Here is a 19,980-nt window from a genome sequence, read left to right as displayed (position 1 = left end):
CGGCTCACTGCTGCGGGTTGTCCGAGCCGACACCGCCCATCCGGGAGAAGGGATAGATGATGAACCGCACCTTGCCGCGGATGTCGCCGATCGGCACCGTGCCGTGGTAGCGATCCTCCATATGGAAGCGGGAGTCCGCCGAGTTGCCGCGATTGTCACCCATCACCCAGACGTTCCCGTCGGGAACACGTAACGGGCCGAAGTCCTCGCCGTAGCAGGGCACCGGTTTGCCGTTCGGTCCGAGAATCCCCGGATTCTGTTGCTGGAGAGCCTGATCGATGTAGGGCTCGTGCAGCACCTTGCCGTTGACCTTGACGCCGACACCGTCGGCGTTGCGGCATTCGACGGTCTGCCCGCCGACCGCGATGACCCGCTTCACCAGGTTGTTCTCATCCGGCGGGGCAAACCCGAACCACGACAGCACATCCTGGGTCTTCTTCATCACCGGGTTGGTCGATCGCGGGGAGATCCAACCGCCCGACCACGACTCGGTCGGCGCCTTGAACACCACCACATCGCCGGGTTGCGGATCGCCGAACCGGTAGACCATCTTGTCGATGACGATCCGGTCGTTGCCGCTGCATCCCTCGCAGCCGATGAGCGTCTCCTCCATCGATTCCGACGGGATGACGTACTGCCGGCCGACGAAGGTCTGCAGCAGCCAGGTCAACAGCAGCACGCACCCGATGATGATCACGAGTTCGCGCAGGAACGATCCCGACTTACCCGACTTCTTCTTTTTCTCGTCGGGGTCGGACTTCAGCCGCCACGGGCGCTCCGAGTCGTCCTCGGGATCGTCGGGTGCGGGGGTGTCAGGCCCGGAGGCCGTCGTCGCGCGCTCGTGCCGGCTCGCCGGCGGATCGGTGTCGAGCGGCTGGGGATCGACGCCGTTCGGGTCGTCCGGGTGCGGGTCTTCGCGATGCGTGTCGGCCACGTCGTCAGGGTAGACGCGTCAGCGCTTTTCCTTGATCTTGGCTGCCTTGCCGCGCAGGTCGCGCAGGTAGTACAGCTTGGCGCGACGGACGTCACCGCGGGTGAGGACCTCGATCTTGGCGATGTTGGGGCTGTGCACCGGGAAGGTGCGCTCAACGCCGACGCCGAAGGACACCTTGCGGACGGTGAAGGTCTCGCGCACGCCACCACCCTGGCGGCGGATGACGACGCCCTTGAACACCTGGACGCGCTCCTTGCTGCCCTCGATGACCTTGACGTGCACGTCGAGGGTGTCGCCGGGGCCGAAGGCGGGAATGTCGTCGCGGAGCGACTGCTTGTCGAGGAAGTCGAGGGTGTTCATCGGTAGTGGTCCTGTTCTGGCGTGAACGTTGAGTAGAGGAACCTGGCGGCCTGTGGGCGTTCAACCGGTTCGTGCTCCGAGTCGGTGCGTACCCGGCAGACTCCGCTGTGCGGTGTCGTGGCCAGGCAACCCGACTATTGTGCCAGACCAACCCCGGCCCGACGAAATCGTCGTACGCCCGCGGAGATCACGGCCCGCGGGTATCGGCGCCCGGCGCGAGCACCTCCACCTCGGCAGCCCTCAACACTGCGAGCGTGGCCGGGGCCATCGGGGCAGCCGAGGCCACCGCACACGGTGTGGTGCCGGTCGCAGCCATATGATCGAGGATGGCCAATTCGGGTGCGCGACCGTCCCCGGCGAGCGCCTCGTCGTCGCCGAGCGACATGCCGCGCCGCTGGTAGGGCTGTGGATCGCTGGTGGCGACGACCACCACCCGACGGCCACGATCTGAGCGCCCGAGGCCCACCGCGGTCCGCAACCAGCCACCGAGTTCCGGGCCGACCGACGACGCGACCTGATCGGCCCGGCGTCGCAGCCAGACGAGGTCCTCGGTGTCCACCACAGCCGGGCCGCCTGGACCGGACCGGACCGCGCCGACGCCCGCCGCACCGGCCAGCGCCCCTGCACCCAACGCACCCATCGGCGCGAACGGCATCATCCCGCTCGTCGCGGCCGGCGGTGTGTCGTGGCGCGCCGCGTCCTCGGAACGGTCGGTGAAGTCATCACCGGCCGCGGTCAGCGCCAGCCGTCCGGCACTGGCGGCCACGACCCGCGCCGACTCGTCACCGAGCAGCGCAAGCACCTCGGCGCGCCGGGAATCCCGGTCGGTGATGGCGGCGATCAACGTCATCTCCTGACGCGCCTGCACCACGGTGTCGGCGTAGCGCTCGAGCATGCGCGCCACGGTGTCCAACCGCCCGGCGACATCTCCGGCACCGCCCGACCCGGGTTCGTGATCGTTCAGCCGGCGCAGTACGGCGTCGAGTTCTTCGGCGAAGATGCCGCGTCCGCCGGCGATGCCACGACGCCCGGCGTCGATATCGTTGCCGATGCCGCGCACCCGTCGCGCCAGGTCCCGAAAACGCCCGGCCCCGGCACGCAGCCCATCCACGTCGGCGGTGGGCCACGATCCGGGGACCAGGTGTTCGGCATATGCGGCCGCATCCCAGTCCGACACCGCGGCCCGGGTGGCCTCCGAGGCCGTCATCAGGTCCCCACGATCTCGCCGCCGAGGTCGGCGTCGGTGTCGGCGACCTGCTGCGCACCGGACGCAACCGCTGTCGCATGGGCGCCGACGCGATCGGTGAGGCCGGCCAGTGAACCCAGCACCGAGTCCTGCGCGCGATCCAGACCGGTCCGGAACACCCCGGCCGCCGGACCACTCCCCAGCGACGCCGCCACGTCGGCGAGGACCGCGGTCACCTCGGTGTGGGCAGCGGCCAGGTCCTCGCGCGCGCCGGTCAGCCGCCGGGCGAGACCGGTCAGGTCCGCCGGATCGAGGGCAAGATGGTCAGACATCATCACCGCGCCCGGATCCGTCCCGAACATCGGCCAACGTCGGTTCGGGGTCGGCCGCGGCTCGCAGGATCGATTCGCGTTGCCTGCGCAGCGCCTCGTCGGCCTGACCGGACAATCCGGTGAGCAGGGCCGCGAGCTGGTCGGCCCGATAGCGGCGCAGCGCAAGCGGTTCGATGGTCACATCCACCAGCAGGCCGCGGGCGTTGACGGTGACGGACACCAGCCGGTCCGTGCTCAGCGCCCGAGAGGTCAGCGTGCTCAGCGCGGTGGCGGCGCGGTCGAGTTCGGTGCGCTGCCGGTCGAGTTCGGCGAGCATCGTCGAGTACCTGTCGCTGTCGATGATCGGCCCCCTGGTGCTTCACGATCCGGACATCCCCGTGGTGTCCGAGGGAATACTAACCGCGCAAAGCGCCGACGGTCAGGACTCGTTCACATCGTCGGGCAGCAGGTCCGGGCGCCGAAGTCGCGTTCGTTCGACGGCCTGCTCGTGACGCCACCGGGCGACACGCGCGTGATCGCCGCTGAGCAGCACCGGCGGCACCGGCAGTCCCCGCCACGTCTCCGGCCGTGTGTAGCTGGGTCCTTCGAGGAGGCCGTCGGAGAACGAATCCTCTTGATGGGAGCGGGGATTGCCCAGCACCCCGGGGATCAACCGGACGGTGGCCTCGATCATGGCCATCGCGGCGACCTCGCCGCCGATCAGCACGAAGTCACCGAGGGACACCTCCTCGACCCGCACCCGCCGGGCGGCGTCGTCGAAGACGCGCTGATCGATGCCCTCATAGCGTCCGCAGGCGAAGACGACGTGTGGTTCGGTGCTCCAGCGCTGCGCGGTGGCCTGGGTGAAGGGCACACCCGCCGGGGTGGGGACCACCAGCAGGGCGTCGTCGGGGCAGACGTCGTCCAGACACGGTCCCCACACCCCGGGTTTCATCACCATGCCGGGCCCGCCGCCGTACGGCGCATCGTCCACACTGCGGTGCACGTCGTGGGTCCAGGCCCGTAGGTCGTGCACGTCGACCTCGATGCGCCCGGCCTCGATCGCCTTGCCCAGCAACGCATATCGCAACGGGTCGAGATACTCGGGAAAGATCGAGACGACGTCGATGCGCACTACTGCGCCTCGTCGAGCAGGCCGTCGGGTGGGTCGATGACGATCTGTTCGCGGGTCACCGTCGGCACGATCTGCCGCACGAACGGCACCAGCACCTCGCGCCTGTCCTCGGTTCGCACACTGAGCAGTTCGCCGCCGGGCAGATGCAGGACGGACTCCACCACGCCGACCGACACGCCGTCGACGGTACTGACCGGGACGCCCTCGAGTTCGTGATCGTAGAACTCGTCGGGGTCGTCGGAGGGCTGCGCCTCGCTGCTGTCGATGAGGAACAGCACCCCTCGGAGACCGTCTGCCGCCCCACGATCGGTCACCTCGGCCAGCGACAGCAACAGCCGTCCGGCGTGGTGCCGGGCGGCTGTCACGGTGAACTCGCGGTCACCGGCACCCTTGGGCATCCGTCCGCGCAGGACGGTCCCGACGGCGAACCGGGTTTCCGGATCATCGGTGCGGATGTCGACGACGACCTCGCCGCGAACGCCGTGCGACTTGGCGACACGTCCGACGACGAGGTCCATCGTTGCTCTTGTCTTGTCCCGCAGCAGATCAGCGATCGGTGTCGACGATGTCGACCCGCATCCCCTTGCCGCCGATACCGGCGACCAGGGTGCGCAGCGCCGTGGCGGTGCGACCGTTGCGGCCGATCACCTTGCCGAGATCCTCTGGGTTGACGTGCACCTCGACGAGGCGCCCACGGCGCCCGGTCACCAGGTCGACCCGGACATCGTCCGGATTGGCGACGATCCCACGCACCAGATGCTCGACGGCATCGGCGACGACGGCACTCACGCGTCGGCCTCGGCAGCGGGCTTCTCGGCCGGGGTCTCGTCAGCGGTGGCCTCGGCGGCCGGGGCGTCGTCCTTCTTGGCGGCGGCCTTCTTCTTGGGCGTGGTCGCCTCGGCGACCGGCTCGCTGTCGGCGGCGGCCAGAGCAGCGTTGAACAGGTCCAGCTTGGACGGCTTGGCTTCCTTGGTCTTCAGGGTGCCCTCGGCGCCCGGCAGGCCCTTGAACTTCTGCCAGTCACCGGTCACCTTGAGGATCGCGGCCACCGGCTCGGTCGGCTGCGCACCGACGCCGAGCCAGTACTGGGCGCGCTCGGAGTCGACCTCGATCAGGCTCGGCTCTTCCTTCGGGTGGTACTTGCCGATGGTCTCGATCACCCGGCCGTTGCGGCGGGTCCGAGAATCGGCGACGACGATGCGGTACTGCGGATTGCGGATCTTGCCGAGCCGCGTGAGCTTGATCTTGACAGCCATGACTTCTCTTTCCAGTGGTCACTGCGCAATTCAGCGGCCCGCCCGGTGTGACGGACCCGGTTTTGCGATCTGTGGTGGGTGTGACCGTCGGGCGGTGCGTGACCGGATCCGACGAACCAGCAAGCAATTGTGCCAGACCGGGCCCACGCGAAAGAAATCGTGAACCGCGGGAGAGAAATCGCGGGCGTGCGGTCACCCACCCCGCGAAAGGTGACCACAGGCCCACGCCCCGGTCGGCGCGCAACGCCGGTGCTACATTACCGTCCGGTAACCTAGTACCGCCAGGGCGTCAGGAGTGGAATCGGTCACAGCGGGCGGTGCCCGTGTCAGATGAGGTGCCGCCCGGAGCACGCGACGTGCCGCGGTGCCCGCAGCGTCGCCAGTTTGTCAACCGGATTGTCTTCCAGCACAAGGAAATCGGCGCGATCACCGTCGTCGAGCCGGCCTGCCCCCAGCCAGTCGCGCGGACCCGTGGTGGCCGCCTCGAGCGCACCGGCCGGCCCCAGCCCGACCTGCGCGAGGCGCTCGATCTCGTCGACGATGCGGCCGTGCTCGACGAACCCGCCGGCATCGGTTCCGGCGAACATGGTCACCCCGGCCTCCCGCGCGGCGGCGAAAACGTCGGCGGCTCCGGCGTGCAGTGCGCGCATGTGCCGCGCGTAGGCAGGGAACCGGTCGGCGCCGTCGGCGATCTCCGGGAAGTTGTCCACCTGGATCAGGGTGGGCACGAGCGCGATGGATCGCTCCACCATCCGGTCGATGAGATCGCCGGTCAGTCCGGTGCCGTGCTCGATGCAGTCCACGCCGACATCGATGAGGTCGACCAGGGCATCGGTACCGAAGACGTGCGCGGTGATCCGGGCGCCGTGCTCGTGGGCCACCGATACCGCCGCGGCGAGCTGGTCGCGGGTCCACAACGGTGCGAGGTCACCGGCGTCGCGATCGATCCAGTCGCCGACGAGCTTGACCCAGCCGTCCCCGGCCCGTGCCTGCCGGGCCACCTCGGCGGGCAGATCGTCGGGGTCGTCGAGGTCGATGCCGTAGTCACGCAGATAGCGTTTGGGGCGCGCGATGTGCATGCCGGCGCGGATGAAGCGCGGGCACGACGGGTCGTCGTCGAGCGGATGGGTGTCCACCGGCGACCCGACCTCACGGATCAGCAGGGTGCCGGCGCGTGCGTCGGCGTAGGCGAATTGCCTGGCCTGCTCGATGGTGACGCCGAGGCCGGGCGCGATGCCGACATGATTGTGGGCGTCCACGAGTCCGGGCACGATCCAGCCGTCGTCGGTGACGGTGACAGCCGCCGGCACCCGTTCGTGGCTGATGGTGTCGCCCACGACCCAGAACTCGACCGGTTCCCCGTCGAACGGATTGCGCCCGCGGTAGTGCTCTGCCGCCATGAGGGTGACGCTACTGGCTCACTTCTTCTTGGGCTGCTGGAACTGCGAGATGTCGATGCCCTCGAGACCGGGTGGGAGCTGGTCGAGACCCGGGGGCATGTTCGACAGGTCCGGGAACCCGGCGGGCATCCCGGGCAGCCCGCCACGCATCTTCGGCGGCGTGGGCCCGCGTCCCTTGGCCTTGCCCTTCTTGCCCTTGCCCTTCTTGCGGTTGGATTTGCGGCCAACCGCGCCCATGCCCATCCGGCCCGACATCTGGGCCATCATCTTGCGGGCCTCGAAGAAGCGGTCGACGAGCTGGTTGACCTCGCTGACGGTGACACCGGACCCGTTGGCGATGCGGAGCCGGCGGGAGGCGTTGATGATCTTCGGGTTGTCGCGTTCGGCGGGGGTCATGCCGCGGATGATCGCCTGTACCCGGTCGAGTTGCTTGTCGTCGACCTGGGAGAGCGCGTCCTTCATCTGACCGGCGCCCGGGAGCATGCCGAGGATGTTGCCGATGGGCCCCATCTTGCGGATCATCAGCATCTGCTCGAGGAAGTCCTCGAGAGTCAGGTCGCCCTGGGTGATCTTGGCGGCCGCGGCCTCGGCCTGCTGTGTGTCCCAGTGCTGTTCGGCCTGCTCGATGAGGCTGAGGACGTCACCCATACCCAGGATGCGGCTGGCCATCCGGTCGGGATGGAAGACGTCGAAGTCCTCGAGCTTCTCCCCCGACGACGCGAACATGATCGGTCGGCCGGTGACCTCACGCACCGACAGCGCGGCACCGCCGCGGGCGTCCCCGTCAAGTTTGGTGAGCACGACGCCGGTGAAACCGACCCCGTCCTGGAAGGCCTGCGCCGTGGTGACGGCATCCTGACCGATCATCGCGTCGACGACGAAGAGGACCTCGTCGGGCCGGGTGGCCTCCCGGATGTCGGCGGCCTGCCGCATCAGTTCCTCGTCGATACCCAGACGGCCGGCGGTGTCGATGATGACCACGTCGTAGTGCTGCCTGCGGGCCTCGTCGACGCCACCCTGCGCCACCGCCACCGGATCCCCCGAGCTGACGCCCAGGACGCCCTCCCCGCCCACACTCGTCCCGGGGTGGGGGGCGAACACCGGCACCCCGGCACGCTCACCCACGATCTGCAGCTGCGACACCGCGCCCGGGCGCTGCAGGTCACAGGCCACCAGCATGGGGGTGTGCCCCTGCTGCTGCAGCCAGTGCCCGAGCTTGCCCGCCAGGGTTGTCTTACCGGCACCCTGCAGGCCGGCCAGCATGATCACCGTCGGCGGTGTCTTGGCATAGGTGACGCGGCGGGTCTCGCCGCCGAGGATGCCGACGAGCTCCTCGTTGACGATCTTGACGACCTGCTGGGCCGGGTTCAGCGCCGCGGACACCTCCGCGCCCTTGGCGCGGTCCTTGATGCGCGCGATGAAGGCGCGCACCACCGGCAACGAGACATCCGCCTCGAGCAGCGCCAGTCGGATCTCCCGGCAGGTGCGGTCGATGTCGGCGTCGGAGAGCCGGCCCTTGCCGCGCAGGTCCTTGAGCGCACCGGTCAACCGATCGGAGAGGGAATCGAACATTCACCCATCTTCCCATGTGCGGGCTTCTCAGCTGATCGGCACTCCCGATCGCCCGGTTCCGCCGTAACTCGTCGGGCCCGAGTCGCCGTCCTCGTCGTCGGACCGCGGCTGCGGCGGCGGGCACACCGCGAGGACCGCGTCGGCCAGCGCGGCGCGCGCCGATTCGGTCTCGTCGGACAGCCGCAGACCGAAGGTGTCCACCACGGTCGACCCGAGCGTGGCGACCCGGGCCCAGCGGATATCGGCCCCGTGCCGCTCCAGAACCGCGCTCACCCGGCTCAACAGGCCGATGCGATCGTCGGTGCGCAGTTCGAGCAATGCCTCCCCGGAGGGTCCGTCGATCCACAGTGCCCGCGGCGGAGCGACCGCGAACAACGCCGGAACCGCGTTGCGCGGGTGTCCCGCCTCGACCACCGGTTCGGCGGCACCGGGGGTGGTGGCGACCGTGGCGATGGTCGGGATCGGCGAATCCCGTTCCCGCGCATCGAGACGTGCCAGCACATCGATCTTGCCTTCGACGGCGGCGATCATCTGCTGACGGACCAGACCGGCCTCGGGCGGGCTGCCGAACACCGGGATCACGACGAAGGTGTTGACCGCCTTGGCCCCGTGGCTGCGCGCATTGACCGAGTTCGAGCGCAGACCACCGAGAGCGAGTACCCCGGCCATCTTCGACAACAGGCCCGGCTGATCGGGTGCGACCATCGTGACATCGATCATGTGCCCCTCGGCGGGCGTCATGCGCACCGCGTATTCCGCGGACTCGGCGAGTGCGATCTGCTCGGCGGTCAGCGGCTCGGGAACGGGTAGCTCGCCAGCATCGATGAGTCGCATCGAGCGGCGGACCAGATCCAGGATGAGTGAGGCCTTCCACTCCCCCCACACCCCGGGACCGGTCGCCTTCGAATCCGCTTCGGCCAGCGCCGCAAGCAATTCCAGGAGGACTCGGTTGTATCCGAGGGTCTGGACCACCGATTCCGCGGTGGCCGGATCGTCGAGGTCGCGACGTGTCGCGACGGCCGGCAGCAGCAGGTGGTGACGCACCATCACCGAGAGTATCTCGACATCCTGCGGCCACAGTCCGACCCGGTTGCCCACCTGGATCGCGAGTTCCGCCCCGACGATGCTGTGGTCGGCCCCGCGTCCCTTGCCGAGATCATGGATCAGTGCGCCGAGAACGAGCAGATCCGGTCTCGACACCCGGGTCGTCATGGAGCTCGCATGTGCCGCCGTCTCCACCAGGTGCCGGTCGACGGTCCACGTGTGGATGGCGTCGCGCGGCGGAAGATCGCGCACCGCACCCCATTCCGGCAACAACCGCCCCCACAGTCCGGTGCGATCGAGCGCCTCGATCGCATCCACCATGTGATGCCCGGAGCTGAGCAGAACCAGCAGATCCGACAACGCCTCCGCCGGCCACGGCTCGCGCAATTCCGGCGCGTAATCGCCGAGCCGCGAGAGCGTGGACGCACTGATCGGCAACCCGGTGCGGGCCGACGCCGACGCGACACGCAGGATCAGTCCGGGGTCTTTGCTCGGAATCGCGCTGCGCGCCAACACGATTTCCCCGTTGTGCTCCACCACTCCCTCGTCCAGCGGACGGCGGATGGGTGACCGGCGCAGCTTGGCCAGACCACGCCGCGGCAACGCGTTGCCGGCCGTGCGCAGCCCCACGTCGATCGAGTAGCTGATGGTCCGGGCGGAATCGCTGATCACCCGGGCGAGATCGAAACGGTCACCGATCCGCAGCGCCGCACCGATCTCGTCGGCGTCCTGCGCCTGCACCTGTTCGCGGGCCCGCCCGGCGATTCGATGCAATTCGGTACGGATGTCCAACAACCGCATGTACGCCAATTGCGGTCCGGCACCGGGCGAGTCGGGGCGCAGGCTGGCCATCCCGTCGGTCAGCTGCGCGATCGCGAGCGCACCGAGCAGTTGCACGTCGCGCAGCCCGCCCCGCCCGTTCTTGAGATCGGGTTCGGCGCGGTGCGCGATGTCACCGGCACGCCGCCAGCGGTCCTGGGCATGTTCGACGACACCCGCGAACCGATCCCGGATGTCGTTGCGCCACTGCTGACGTACGCCGCCGATGAGCAGCGCCGACAGGTCCTCGTCGCCGGCGATGTGCCGGGCCTCGAGCAGACCGAGCGCCGCGGTGATGTCCTCGGCAGCCACCTGTAGTGCCTGGGGCACTGTACGCACACTGTGATCGAGCGGAATGTTGGCGTCCCACAACGGATACCAGAGACCGTCGGCCACTTCCGACACCCGTGCCGCGGGGAGATCGTCGTGCAGCAGAATGAGATCGAGGTCGGAATGCGGCAGCAGTTCCCCGCGGCCGAGTCCCCCGACCGCGACGATGGCGAAACCGCTGTAGGGCTTGATGCCGAGTTCGGCTCCCTTGCTGGTCAGCCAGAACTCGTGCAGATCCACGAGGACTTGGCGCAGGCCGGCGGAGTCGAGCCTGCCGGCCTTCGCCGACTCGGTCAGTTGGCGGCGGGTCTTCGCGAGATCCGTTGCCGCAACCGGGTTGTCGGGTGTTGACGAACGCGGCCCCGCGCCTGACTCATCGTCGGACGCGGGGCCGTGTGTCGTGTTGAGAAAGGGCACGGGCCGCGATTAGAGCGCGTCGCCGCCGCGCTCACCGGTGCGGACGCGTACGACCGACTCCACCGGGGACACCCACACCTTCCCGTCACCGATCTTGCCGGTACGGGCGGCCTCGACGATGACGTCGACCACCTTGTCCACCGCGGCGTCGTCCACGACGACCTCCACGCGGACCTTGGGGACGAAGTCCACCGAATACTCGGCCCCGCGGTACACCTCGGTGTGGCCCTTCTGGCGACCGTAGCCCTGGACCTCACTGACGGTCATGCCCAGGATTCCGGCCTGTTCCAGTCCCGCTTTGACATCCTCGAGCGTGAACGGCTTGACGATTGCGGTGATCAGCTTCATGAGTTATCCCTCTCCATGGGTTTCAGCGTAGTCGCGAACGGTCGGTGCTTCATGCCAGTTCATACGCCGTCTCCGCATGTTCGGCCTCGTCGATGCCACTCTTCTCCTCGTCGTCGGCGACCCGCCAGCCGAGCGGCTTGAGGGCCAGGGCGATGACGGCGGTCAGGATACCGGTGAAGGCCAGGGCGAAGAGCGCGATGACCACCTGCACGACGAGCTGCTTGTAGTCGCCGCCCCAGAACAGCCCCTTGTCCTTGGCGAGCAGGCCGATGCCGATGGTGCCCCACAGGCCGGCGACGAGGTGCACGCCGACCACGTCGAGCGAATCGTCGTAGCCGAACTTGTTCTTCAGTCCGATCGCGAGCGCGGCCAGCGCACCGGCGATGACGCCCAGGATCAACGAGCCCACCGGGGTGAGCGCACCGCAGGCCGGGGTGATGGCGACGAGGCCGGCGACGATACCCGAGGCCGCACCGACGCTGGTCGCGTGCTTGTCGCGCACCCATTCCACGGCGAGCCAGCCGATCATCGCGGCGGCGGTCGCAGCGGTGGTGTTGACCCAGACGAGTCCGGCCGTCATGTCCGCGGCGAGTTCGGAACCCGCGTTGAATCCGAACCAGCCGAACCACAGCAGTGCCGCGCCGAGCATCACGAACGGGATGTTGTGCGGGCGATAGGCCGTGCGACCGAAGCCGACACGCTTGCCGACGATGATCGCCAGGATCAGACCGGCCATACCGGCGTTGATGTGGACGACCGTACCGCCGGCGAAGTCGATCGGGGCGACGTTGGCGCTGGTGACTCCGTCCTCGGTGGTGGTGCCGAATATCGACGACGCGAAGCTCTTCTCGGCTCCCGACATCAGTCCGCCGCCCCACACCATGTGCGACAACGGGAAGTACACGATGGTGGCCCACACGACCGAGAAGACCAGCCAGGTGGAGAACTTCACGCGCTCGGCAACCGCACCCGAGATGAGGGCCACGGTGATCACGGCGAAGGTCAGCTGGAATCCCAGGAACACGATGGCGGGGAGCTTGGTGTCCACGCCGGTCCACAGCACGTAGTGGGTGGCGTCACCCACCTCGGTCGTGTTCATCAACTGATCGGAACCGAACAGCGCGAACGGGTTGGAGAAGATGCCGCCGATGTCACTGTCTCCGGTGACCGTGTTGCCGAAGGACATCGAAAAGCCCCACAACACATAGACAACGCTCACGGTGGCGAGCGCCCCGAACGACATCATCATCATGTTCAGGACAGATTTGCCGCGCGACAGACCCCCGTAGAAGAAGGCGAGCGCCGGTGTCATCAGCAGAACCATCGAGGCACTGGCAAGCATCCATGCGGTGTTGCCGGCATCGGGTTCTCCGAAGACACTCTCTGGCAGTGCAGAAACCACTGTAAGAAACCTCCCTAGAGTGCGCCGACCGCTCGGCGCCTCCAAAGAGACTCGCGGCACTCGGTTTCAGCCGTGGTGCCTCGGTGTTTCCAGAGTGTGAACCAACGGCCGGTTTGTATTTCCCGCAGGTAACACCCCAGGTGGGCCGTTCGACGACCTCTCAGGCTCGTCGAAGCATTGTGAGACCCGATTCGCCATCGTCAAAGATGTTGCGGCTGGCGCGAACTCCACGCACTCAGAGCAGGGCCTCGACGAAGGCCTCCGGTTCGAACGGTGCGAGATCGTCGGCACCTTCGCCGAGACCGACCAGTTTGACCGGCACGCCGAGCTCCTTCTGGACGTGGAAGACGATGCCGCCCTTGGCGGTTCCGTCGAGTTTGGTCAGCACCAGACCGGTGATGTCGACGACCTCGGCGAAGACGCGAGCCTGCATGAGTCCGTTCTGTCCCACGGTCGCGTCGAGGACGAGAAGCACCTCGTCGACCGGCGCCTTTTTCTCGACGACCCGCTTGACCTTGCCGAGTTCGTCCATCAAACCCGTCTTGGTGTGCAGCCGGCCCGCGGTGTCGATCATCACAACGTCGACACCGGCGTCGATGCCCCGGTCGACTGCATCGAAGGCGACCGCCGCCGGGTCGGCCTTCTCCTTGCCGCGCACGACTTCGGCGCCCACGCGCTCACCCCAGGTCTGCAGCTGGTCGGCGGCGGCCGCACGGAAGGTGTCGGCCGCGCCGAGCAGGACCCGGCGGCCATCGGCCACCAGCACCCGCGCGAGTTTGCCGGTGGTGGTGGTCTTGCCGGTTCCGTTGACCCCGACAACCAGCACGACGGCGGGCCGGCCGGCATGCGGCAGTGCTTTCACCGACCGGTCGAGTTCGGGGCGCAGCTGTTCCACGAGAACACGTTTGAGCAGTGCCCGGGCCTGTTCGGCGGTTCGCACGTTGTTGGTGGCCAGTTCCTCACGCAGCCGTTCCACCACCGCGGCGGTCGTCGACGAGCCGAGGTCGGCCATCACGAGGGTGTCCTCGATCTCCTCCCAGCTGTCCTCGTCGAGGTCGCCCGCCCCGAGCAGACCGAGCACGCTCTTGCCGATCGCCCCTTGCGATCGCGACAGCCGGCCCCGCAGACGCCCGAGGCGACCCGCGGTGGGTTCGATCTCGTCGAGCGCGGGTGCGGCGGTCACCGACTCCGCGGTGTCCGGCACGGTGATCTCGCCGGCCGGGGCCCCCGTGGGCGCAGTGCCAGTGCCGGTGGGCGCGGTGTCGGTCGCTGGCTCGGGGGTCGTCGGCTCGGGGGTCGTCGGCGCGGTGACCTCCGGTTGAGCGGCCTCCGGTTGAGCGGCCTCGGGTTGCGCAGTGTCGGGTTGCGCAGTGTCGGGTGCAGCGGTCTCCGGCTCGGCTACCTGCGGTGTGGCCGGCTCGACCGGCGCCGAACCACCGTCGGCAACGCCGGCGGGAGTATCGAGGTCGGGAAGTCCGACCTCCTGGATGCCGCGCTGCGCGGAGTCCCGTGGCACCGCGGCGTCGTCACCCACACCGGGCTGCCCGTCGACCTCGGTGCGCTCGAACCCGGTGTCCCCCGGCGGCCGCACCGGCTCGGGCGGCTCGGCCAGCGCGGTGCCGCCGGTCGATCCCTGACTGAAGCTGAAGCCGGAGCCGGCGGTGTACCCGCCCGATCGATCGACCTGCCGGATGGTTCCGTCGGTGACCTGCTCGGTCGTGGTGTCGCTCAGCGAGATCCGGCGTCGGCGCGCGAGGATCAGACCGAGGGTGATCAGTGCGACGAGCACGATCACCGCGACGACGATGCCGATGATGATTCCGGTGTCCACTTCTATGTCCTGTTCTCGTGAGAGTCGCGCGTGTACTTCTCTCCGGCTTACCCGACATCCCGACGGGGATGCGACCGGACGGGTCGATCAGTCCGCGGTGCGGCCCGCGGCCGGGTCGGCCGGGTCGGTTGTCGCAGGGACGGCCGCGCCGGTACTCACCGGCATGTCGACGCCGCGCAGACGCTGCGAGATGACGGTGGTGATGCCGTCACCGCGCATGCTGACGCCGTACAGCGCGTCGGCGACCTCCATGGTGGGCTTCTGATGGGTGATGACGATCAGCTGCGAGCGCTCCCGCAGTTGCTCGAAGAGACTGATCAGGCGGCGCAGGTTCGTGTCGTCGAGCGCCGCCTCGACCTCGTCCATGACGTAGAACGGCGACGGCCGGGCCCGGAAAATCGCGACCAGCATCGCGACCGCGGTGAGCGACTTCTCACCACCGGACAGCAGCGAGAGCCGTTTGACCTTCTTGCCCGGGGGTCGCGCCTCCACCTCGATACCGGTGGTGAGCATGTCGCCGGGTTCGGTGAGGATCAGCCGGCCCTCCCCGCCCGGGAACAGCGTCGCGAAGACCTGCGAGAACTCGCGTTCGACGTCGGCGTAGGCCTCGGTGAAGACCTGGAGGATGCGCGCATCGACCTCGTCGACGACGTCGAGCAGATCCTTGCGGGCGGCCTTGACGTCTTCGAGCTGGGCGGAGAGGAAGTTGTAGCGTTCCTCGAGCGCCGCGAACTCCTCGAGGGCCAGCGGGTTGACCTTTCCGAGGGTGTTGAGGTCCTTCTGCGCCTTTTTCGCACGGGCCTCCTGGGTCGCGCGGTCGAACGGCATCGGGGCCGGTGCCACCACCTGCTCTCCGCGCGCCTTGGCGTCCTCGTACTCCTGTATCTCGAGCGCCGACGGCGGCATCGGTACATCCGGACCGTACTCGGCGATCAGGTCGTCGGGCGCGACGGCGAAGGACTCCAGGATCTGTTCCTCGAGTTGCTCGATCCGCAACGCCACCTGGGCGCGCGCCATCTCGTCGCGGTGCACGGTGTCGCGCAAGGCGTTGAGCTGATTGGTGAGCTCGGTGGCGCGCGCCTTGAGTTCCTCGAGCGTGGCGCTGCGCGCGATGCGGATCTCCTCGAGTTCGTCCCGGCCGGCCTGGGCGGTGGCCACAGCGCCGGCGAGCCGCGCCGACACCTGCGCACCGGCCTCGGCGACCGCGGCGGCGACGGCCGCGGCATGACGCCGGACCTGGTCCTGGCGGCGGGCACGCTCGCGCGCGTCGCGTTCCCGCTGAGCGGCACGGCGTAGCGAGTCGGCCCGGCCACGCACCGAGGCTAGGCGTTCCTCGGCGGTGCGCAGCGCCAACCGTGCTTCCATCTCGGCGCTGCGTGCGGCGGCGACCGCCTCGGCGGCAACCGCACGATCGGTGTCGTCGACGCCGGACTCACCGGCCACGGGTTCGGTCTCGTCCTGGGCGAGCCGGAGTCGTTCGGTCAGTTCCTCGAGTTGCGCGAAGGTCTCCGTCCGTCCCTCCTCGGCCCGTTCCCGCTGCCGCGTCAGACGCTCGGTCTCCGATCGGGCGGCCCGGATCTCCTGGCCGAGTCGGGCCATCGTCTCGTATGCGCCACCCACGTTGGCGTCGGATTCGTGCAGCGCGGCCAGCGCCTCCTCGGCCGACTCGCGCCGCTGGCGTTGTTCGGTGAGCGCACCGTCGAGTGCGGCCGCCACCTCCTCCGCCCGACGACGCGTGGCGGCCAGATCGTCGGTGGCGGTGTCGATGGCCGACTGGACCTCCAGCGTCGACGGCCGGTGCGACGACCCGCCCACCACCGTGGCCCGGCCGATACGGTCACCATCGGTGGTCACCGCGGTGATGCCGAACCGCTGGGCGAGATCGAGACCCACGGCGGGATCGTCGACGACCACGATGTCGGCCAGGATGACCTCGATCGCGCCGCGGACGCTATCCGGGCAGGTCACCACCGACGACGCCCACCGCGCGCCGGTCGGCAGGGTGATGTCACGGGGACCGGGGGCGCCGGCCAGTCCCCCGCAGATCAGCGCGGCGCGGCCGCCGTCGCCGGACTTGAGTGCCTGCAGAGCCCGCAGGGCGGCTACCCCGTCGACGGTGGCGAAGGCGTCGGCCGCCGGGCCCAGTGCGCCGGCGATCGCCGTCTCGAACCCGGCCTCGACGCCGAGCAGTTCCGAGAGCGGTCCCAGCATCCCGTCGGGAGCGTTCTGGATCAGCCACGCGCCACCGTCATTACGTTCGAGACCGACGGCGAGGGCGTCGATGCGGGCGGTCAGCGAGGCGATCTTCTGCTCGGCCTCCCGCTGCTGCGCCTGGAGGGTTGCGACCCGCTCGTTCGACAGATTCAGTGCGGTGACGCACCGTTCGTGGTGTTCGTCGAGCGCCCGTTCTGCGGCCTCCAGCTCGCCGAGCGTCCCGGCTGCCGAATCTTGTTGCGACTGAGCATTTTCGGCGCGTTCTGTCGCGGCGGCGATCGCCGCGGTCAATCGCGCTGCCTCGGCCTCCACCGACTCGGCGCGAGTACGGAGGTTGTCCACCTGCCCCTCGAGCCGCGCCAGGCCCTCGCGCCGGTCGGCGATCGCTCGGACGGCGGCCATGTGCGCGGCCTCGGCGGCCTGCGCCACCGATTCACGTTCGGCGAGCTGCTCGCGGGTCACCTCGAGTTGTTCGGCGGCCACCGCGACGGCCTCGGCCAGTTCGGCCTCGGTCTCGGCGGCCTCGGTCGCCTGACGCTCCAGCGTCTCGGGGTCGGGACCACTCGACTCGGCCGCCGGCTCGCTGAGGTAGCGGCTGCGTTCGGTGGCCACCCGGCAGGTGGCGTCGACACGTTCGGCGAGCGCGGAGAGCCGGAACCACGCCTGGTTGGCGGCCGACGCCGCCGGGGTGACCTCGGCCAGATGCTGTTCGTGTTCGGCGACCTCGGCGGCGATGCGGTCGGCCTCGACGCTGACCTCGTCCTGCCGGCGGCGCACCTCGTCTTCCACCGCGCTGTGCTCGGCCATCTCGGCGCGGCGGGTGACGAGATCGTCGGCGGCCAGGCGGAGACGCGCATCGCGGAGGTCGGCCTGCACCGTCTGCGCGCGCCGGGCCACCTCGGCCTGCCGGCCGAGCGGTTTGAGCTGGCGGCGGAGCTCGGCGGTCAGGTCGGTGAGCCGCGCCAGGTTGGCCTGCATGGCGTCGAGCTTGCGGACGGCCTTTTCTTTGCGTTTGCGGTGTTTGAGAACGCCGGCCGCCTCTTCGATGAACGCGCGACGATCCTCGGGGCGCGACTCCAGGATCGCCGACAGTCGCCCCTGCCCCACGATGACGTGCATCTCACGGCCGATGCCGGAGTCCGACAGCAGTTCCTGCACATCCATCAGGCGGCATTTGCTGCCGTTGACCTCATACTCACCGGCCCCGTCGCGGAACATGCGCCGCGTGATGGAGACCTCGGAGTATTCGATGGGCAGCGCGCCGTCGGCGTTGTCGATCGTCAGCGTCACCTCGGCGCGCCCCAGCGGCGGACGGCCCGAGGTCCCGGCGAAGATGACGTCTTCCATCTTCCCGCCGCGCAGCGCTTTGGCGCCCTGCTCGCCCATCACCCAGGTCAGAGCGTCGACGACGTTGGATTTTCCGGAGCCGTTGGGCCCGACGACGCACGTGATACCCGGCTCGAAGCGCAGGGTCGTTGCCGAGGCAAACGACTTGAAGCCCTTCAGGGTCAGGCTCTTGAGGTGCACGACGGTACAGAGTACTCACCATCGCGATCCGAGATCGTCGCCCCACGCCACGAACGGGCGGGAATCAGCGCTCGGCGAACCCGGTGAGGTCGCCACGCGGAAGGTCCAGACGCTCGACGACGAGAGAGACCCGCCCCGGCGTCTGTCCCGAGCGCAGCGAATCCAGCAGCGCCTGCACCTCACGGCGCGGCCCCTCGGCCACCACCAGCACCCGCCCGTCGGGCTGATTGGCGGCGTAACCCGACAAACCCAGTTCCAGCGCACGTGAGCGGGTCCACCACCGGAATCCGACGCCCTGCACCCGCCCGTGGACGTGCGCGATCAGGCGCACCTGGTGTTCGGGATCAGGCTCGTCGTGATCGGAATGGTGCCGGTGCTCGTCGGACATGGTTGTCAGATTAGTGGGCGGGCACCGCTCACCCGGACGTGTTCACTCAGTGTCGATGCGCAATCCCACCTCGGCGCCGGCCTTGATGGTCCGCCCGACCGTGCACACCGCGTCGACGGCGCGTTCGACGACCACGAGAAGTCGCTGCGCCGCTTCGGGATCCAGTTCGGAGAGATCGATCTCGAGGACCTCGTCGAGGCGCGGATACACCTCGTTGTCGCGGTCGGCGGCGCCCGACACCCGGATGGTGGCGTCGTAATCATCACCGAGCCGGCGGGCCAGAGGACGATCCGACGACATCCCGGTGCAGGCGGCCAATGCGATCTTCAGCAACTCGCCGGGGGTGAACACGCCGTCGACGTCCTCGGAGCCGACCAGAACCTCGGCACCGCGCGAGCTGCGGCCCGTATACCGACGGACGCCGGTCCGCTGAACCCACAGGTCGGTGTGCGGCTTCTGCTGTGCATCGCCGGTCGTCTCGGGCGTCGGGGTCTGGGTCGTCATGGTCTCTGGGGTCCTTTCACAGGTCTGTAAGGCACTCGCTCGCGTTCGGGTAACACCCGGCATGCGCCCATTCTTCCGTGGCGGTGTGGTGCGCTTACCGCGCCCCGGCTCAGCCGGTGCGCACCGAGCGCCGCTGGCAGCGCGGGCAGAAGTACGAGCTGCGGTTCATGAATGATTCGCGGCGCATCATCTGCCCACATCGACGGCACGGTTGACCCGCACGGCCGTAGGCGTTCAGCGACCGTTCGAAGTACCCCGACTGCCCGTTCACGTTCACATACAGCGCGTCGAACGACGTCCCGCCGACGGCAAGCGCCTCACCCATCACGTCGGACACCGCGGTGAGGAGTTCGCGCAGCTTGGGGCGGCTGATGCCGTCGGCGACGCGGCCGCCGTAGAGGCGTGCCCGCCAGAGTGCCTCGTCGGCGTAGATGTTGCCCACCCCGGAGATCACCGTCTGGTCGAGCAGTACCCGCTTGATCTCGCTGTGTTTGGTGCGGATGCGTGAGACCGTCGCCTCGGCGTCGAAGTCGGGGTCGAAGGGATCGCGGGCGATGTGCGCGACCGACGTCGGGAGAAGCGAACTCGACTGTGCCACAGCATCTTCGGGTTCGGCATAGTCGTCGACATGCCAGCCGCCGAAGGTGCGCTGATCGACGAAACGCAGTTCGTTTCCGTCGTCGAGGGATGCCCGGATCCGCAGATGCGTGTGATCGGGGGCACCGGCTCGCGCGATCAGCATCTGTCCGCTCATCCCCAGATGGACGACGACGGCGGCCCGGTCGCGGGCATCGGCGACGTCGAGCCACAGATACTTGCCGCGGCGGCGCACTCCGGTGACCGACTTGTTTCGCAGACGCCCGATGAGGTCGAGATCGCCACCGACATGCCGGCGAGCCGCGCGCGGGTGCAGAACCTCGACCTTCCGGATCGTCCGGCCGACGAGGTGATCCGCGAGGCCACGGCGAACGGTCTCCACCTCGGGTAGTTCAGGCATGTGAT

Annotated in this window: 19 protein-coding genes; all 19 read right to left on the bottom strand. The window is 68.8% G+C overall.

The features are described 5' to 3' along the window. Positions 1 to 4 precede the first annotated feature (4 nt). Complete coding sequence (gene lepB / locus GBRO_RS10360) at positions 5 to 934, bottom strand: signal peptidase I (protein ID WP_012833900.1); 930 nt, start codon at positions 932 to 934, stop codon at positions 5 to 7. 18 nt (positions 935 to 952) lie between these two features. Continuing rightward, positions 953 to 1,294, bottom strand: coding sequence for a 50S ribosomal protein L19 (gene rplS / locus GBRO_RS10355; RefSeq protein WP_012833899.1), 342 nt, complete (start codon positions 1,292 to 1,294; stop codon positions 953 to 955). A gap of 187 nt (positions 1,295 to 1,481) precedes the next feature. Then, complete coding sequence (locus tag GBRO_RS10350) at positions 1,482 to 2,501, bottom strand: hypothetical protein (protein ID WP_012833898.1); 1,020 nt, start codon at positions 2,499 to 2,501, stop codon at positions 1,482 to 1,484. Beyond that, entirely contained in the window at positions 2,501 to 2,842 is a 342-nt protein-coding gene (locus GBRO_RS10345; RefSeq protein WP_148223276.1) for a hypothetical protein, read from the bottom strand. Before GBRO_RS10345 ends, GBRO_RS10350 begins: the two co-directional genes overlap by 1 nt. Further along, positions 2,805 to 3,128, bottom strand: coding sequence for a YbaB/EbfC family nucleoid-associated protein (locus GBRO_RS10340; RefSeq protein WP_012833896.1), 324 nt, complete (start codon positions 3,126 to 3,128; stop codon positions 2,805 to 2,807). The genes GBRO_RS10345 and GBRO_RS10340 overlap by 38 nt, the downstream gene beginning before the upstream one ends. 102 nt (positions 3,129 to 3,230) lie before the next feature. After that, positions 3,231 to 3,926 (bottom strand): tRNA (guanosine(37)-N1)-methyltransferase TrmD, encoded by a 696-nt coding sequence (trmD, locus tag GBRO_RS10335; protein ID WP_012833895.1) that lies wholly within the window; start codon positions 3,924 to 3,926, stop codon positions 3,231 to 3,233. Continuing rightward, on the bottom strand, positions 3,926 to 4,444 hold the full coding sequence (rimM, locus tag GBRO_RS10330) for a ribosome maturation factor RimM (protein WP_012833894.1): 519 nt from the start codon (positions 4,442 to 4,444) through the stop codon (positions 3,926 to 3,928). Before rimM ends, trmD begins: the two co-directional genes overlap by 1 nt. 28 nt (positions 4,445 to 4,472) lie before the next feature. Further along, positions 4,473 to 4,715 (bottom strand): RNA-binding protein, encoded by a 243-nt coding sequence (locus GBRO_RS10325; protein ID WP_012833893.1) that lies wholly within the window; start codon positions 4,713 to 4,715, stop codon positions 4,473 to 4,475. Further along, positions 4,712 to 5,182, bottom strand: a complete 471-nt coding sequence (gene rpsP, locus GBRO_RS10320) for a 30S ribosomal protein S16 (RefSeq protein WP_012833892.1) — start codon at positions 5,180 to 5,182, stop codon at positions 4,712 to 4,714. Before rpsP ends, GBRO_RS10325 begins: the two co-directional genes overlap by 4 nt. 326 nt (positions 5,183 to 5,508) lie before the next feature. Then, positions 5,509 to 6,582 carry an amidohydrolase family protein gene (locus tag GBRO_RS10315; RefSeq protein WP_012833891.1) on the bottom strand — a complete coding sequence of 358 codons (1,074 nt, stop codon included), beginning with the start codon at positions 6,580 to 6,582 and terminating at the stop codon, positions 5,509 to 5,511. 18 nt (positions 6,583 to 6,600) lie between these two features. Further along, on the bottom strand, positions 6,601 to 8,154 hold the full coding sequence (gene ffh / locus GBRO_RS10310) for a signal recognition particle protein (protein WP_012833890.1): 1,554 nt from the start codon (positions 8,152 to 8,154) through the stop codon (positions 6,601 to 6,603). A 27-nt stretch (positions 8,155 to 8,181) separates the two neighbouring features. Then, positions 8,182 to 10,764 (bottom strand): [protein-PII] uridylyltransferase, encoded by a 2,583-nt coding sequence (locus GBRO_RS10305; RefSeq protein ID WP_012833889.1) that lies wholly within the window; start codon positions 10,762 to 10,764, stop codon positions 8,182 to 8,184. A gap of 9 nt (positions 10,765 to 10,773) precedes the next feature. Then, positions 10,774 to 11,112 carry a P-II family nitrogen regulator gene (locus GBRO_RS10300; protein WP_004572306.1) on the bottom strand — a complete coding sequence of 113 codons (339 nt, stop codon included), beginning with the start codon at positions 11,110 to 11,112 and terminating at the stop codon, positions 10,774 to 10,776. Positions 11,113 to 11,161: 49 nt separating this feature from the next. Next, positions 11,162 to 12,514: an ammonium transporter gene (locus GBRO_RS10295; protein ID WP_012833888.1), complete on the bottom strand. Its 1,353-nt coding sequence runs from the start codon at positions 12,512 to 12,514 to the stop codon at positions 11,162 to 11,164. Between the two features lie 235 nt (positions 12,515 to 12,749). Then, positions 12,750 to 14,345, bottom strand: a complete 1,596-nt coding sequence (gene ftsY, locus GBRO_RS10290) for a signal recognition particle-docking protein FtsY (RefSeq protein ID WP_012833887.1) — start codon at positions 14,343 to 14,345, stop codon at positions 12,750 to 12,752. An 87-nt stretch (positions 14,346 to 14,432) separates the two neighbouring features. After that, the gene (smc, locus tag GBRO_RS10285) at positions 14,433 to 18,086 is read right to left on the bottom strand and encodes a chromosome segregation protein SMC (RefSeq protein WP_012833886.1); all 3,654 of its coding nucleotides are present in this window, start codon (positions 18,084 to 18,086) and stop codon (positions 14,433 to 14,435) included. 64 nt (positions 18,087 to 18,150) lie between these two features. After that, positions 18,151 to 18,474, bottom strand: coding sequence for an acylphosphatase (locus GBRO_RS10280; protein ID WP_012833885.1), 324 nt, complete (start codon positions 18,472 to 18,474; stop codon positions 18,151 to 18,153). Positions 18,475 to 18,516: 42 nt separating this feature from the next. Next, positions 18,517 to 18,978: an OsmC family protein gene (locus GBRO_RS10275; RefSeq protein ID WP_012833884.1), complete on the bottom strand. Its 462-nt coding sequence runs from the start codon at positions 18,976 to 18,978 to the stop codon at positions 18,517 to 18,519. A 109-nt stretch (positions 18,979 to 19,087) separates the two neighbouring features. Then, the gene (gene mutM, locus GBRO_RS10270) at positions 19,088 to 19,975 is read right to left on the bottom strand and encodes a bifunctional DNA-formamidopyrimidine glycosylase/DNA-(apurinic or apyrimidinic site) lyase (RefSeq protein WP_012833883.1); all 888 of its coding nucleotides are present in this window, start codon (positions 19,973 to 19,975) and stop codon (positions 19,088 to 19,090) included. Positions 19,976 to 19,980 lie beyond the last annotated feature (5 nt).

Origin of the sequence: Gordonia bronchialis DSM 43247 (genome assembly GCF_000024785.1) — a bacterium.
In the GTDB taxonomy this organism is placed as follows: domain Bacteria; phylum Actinomycetota; class Actinomycetes; order Mycobacteriales; family Mycobacteriaceae; genus Gordonia; species Gordonia bronchialis.
Note: the sequence above shows the minus strand (reverse complement) of the source record. Positions and strands in the feature narration are given on the sequence as shown.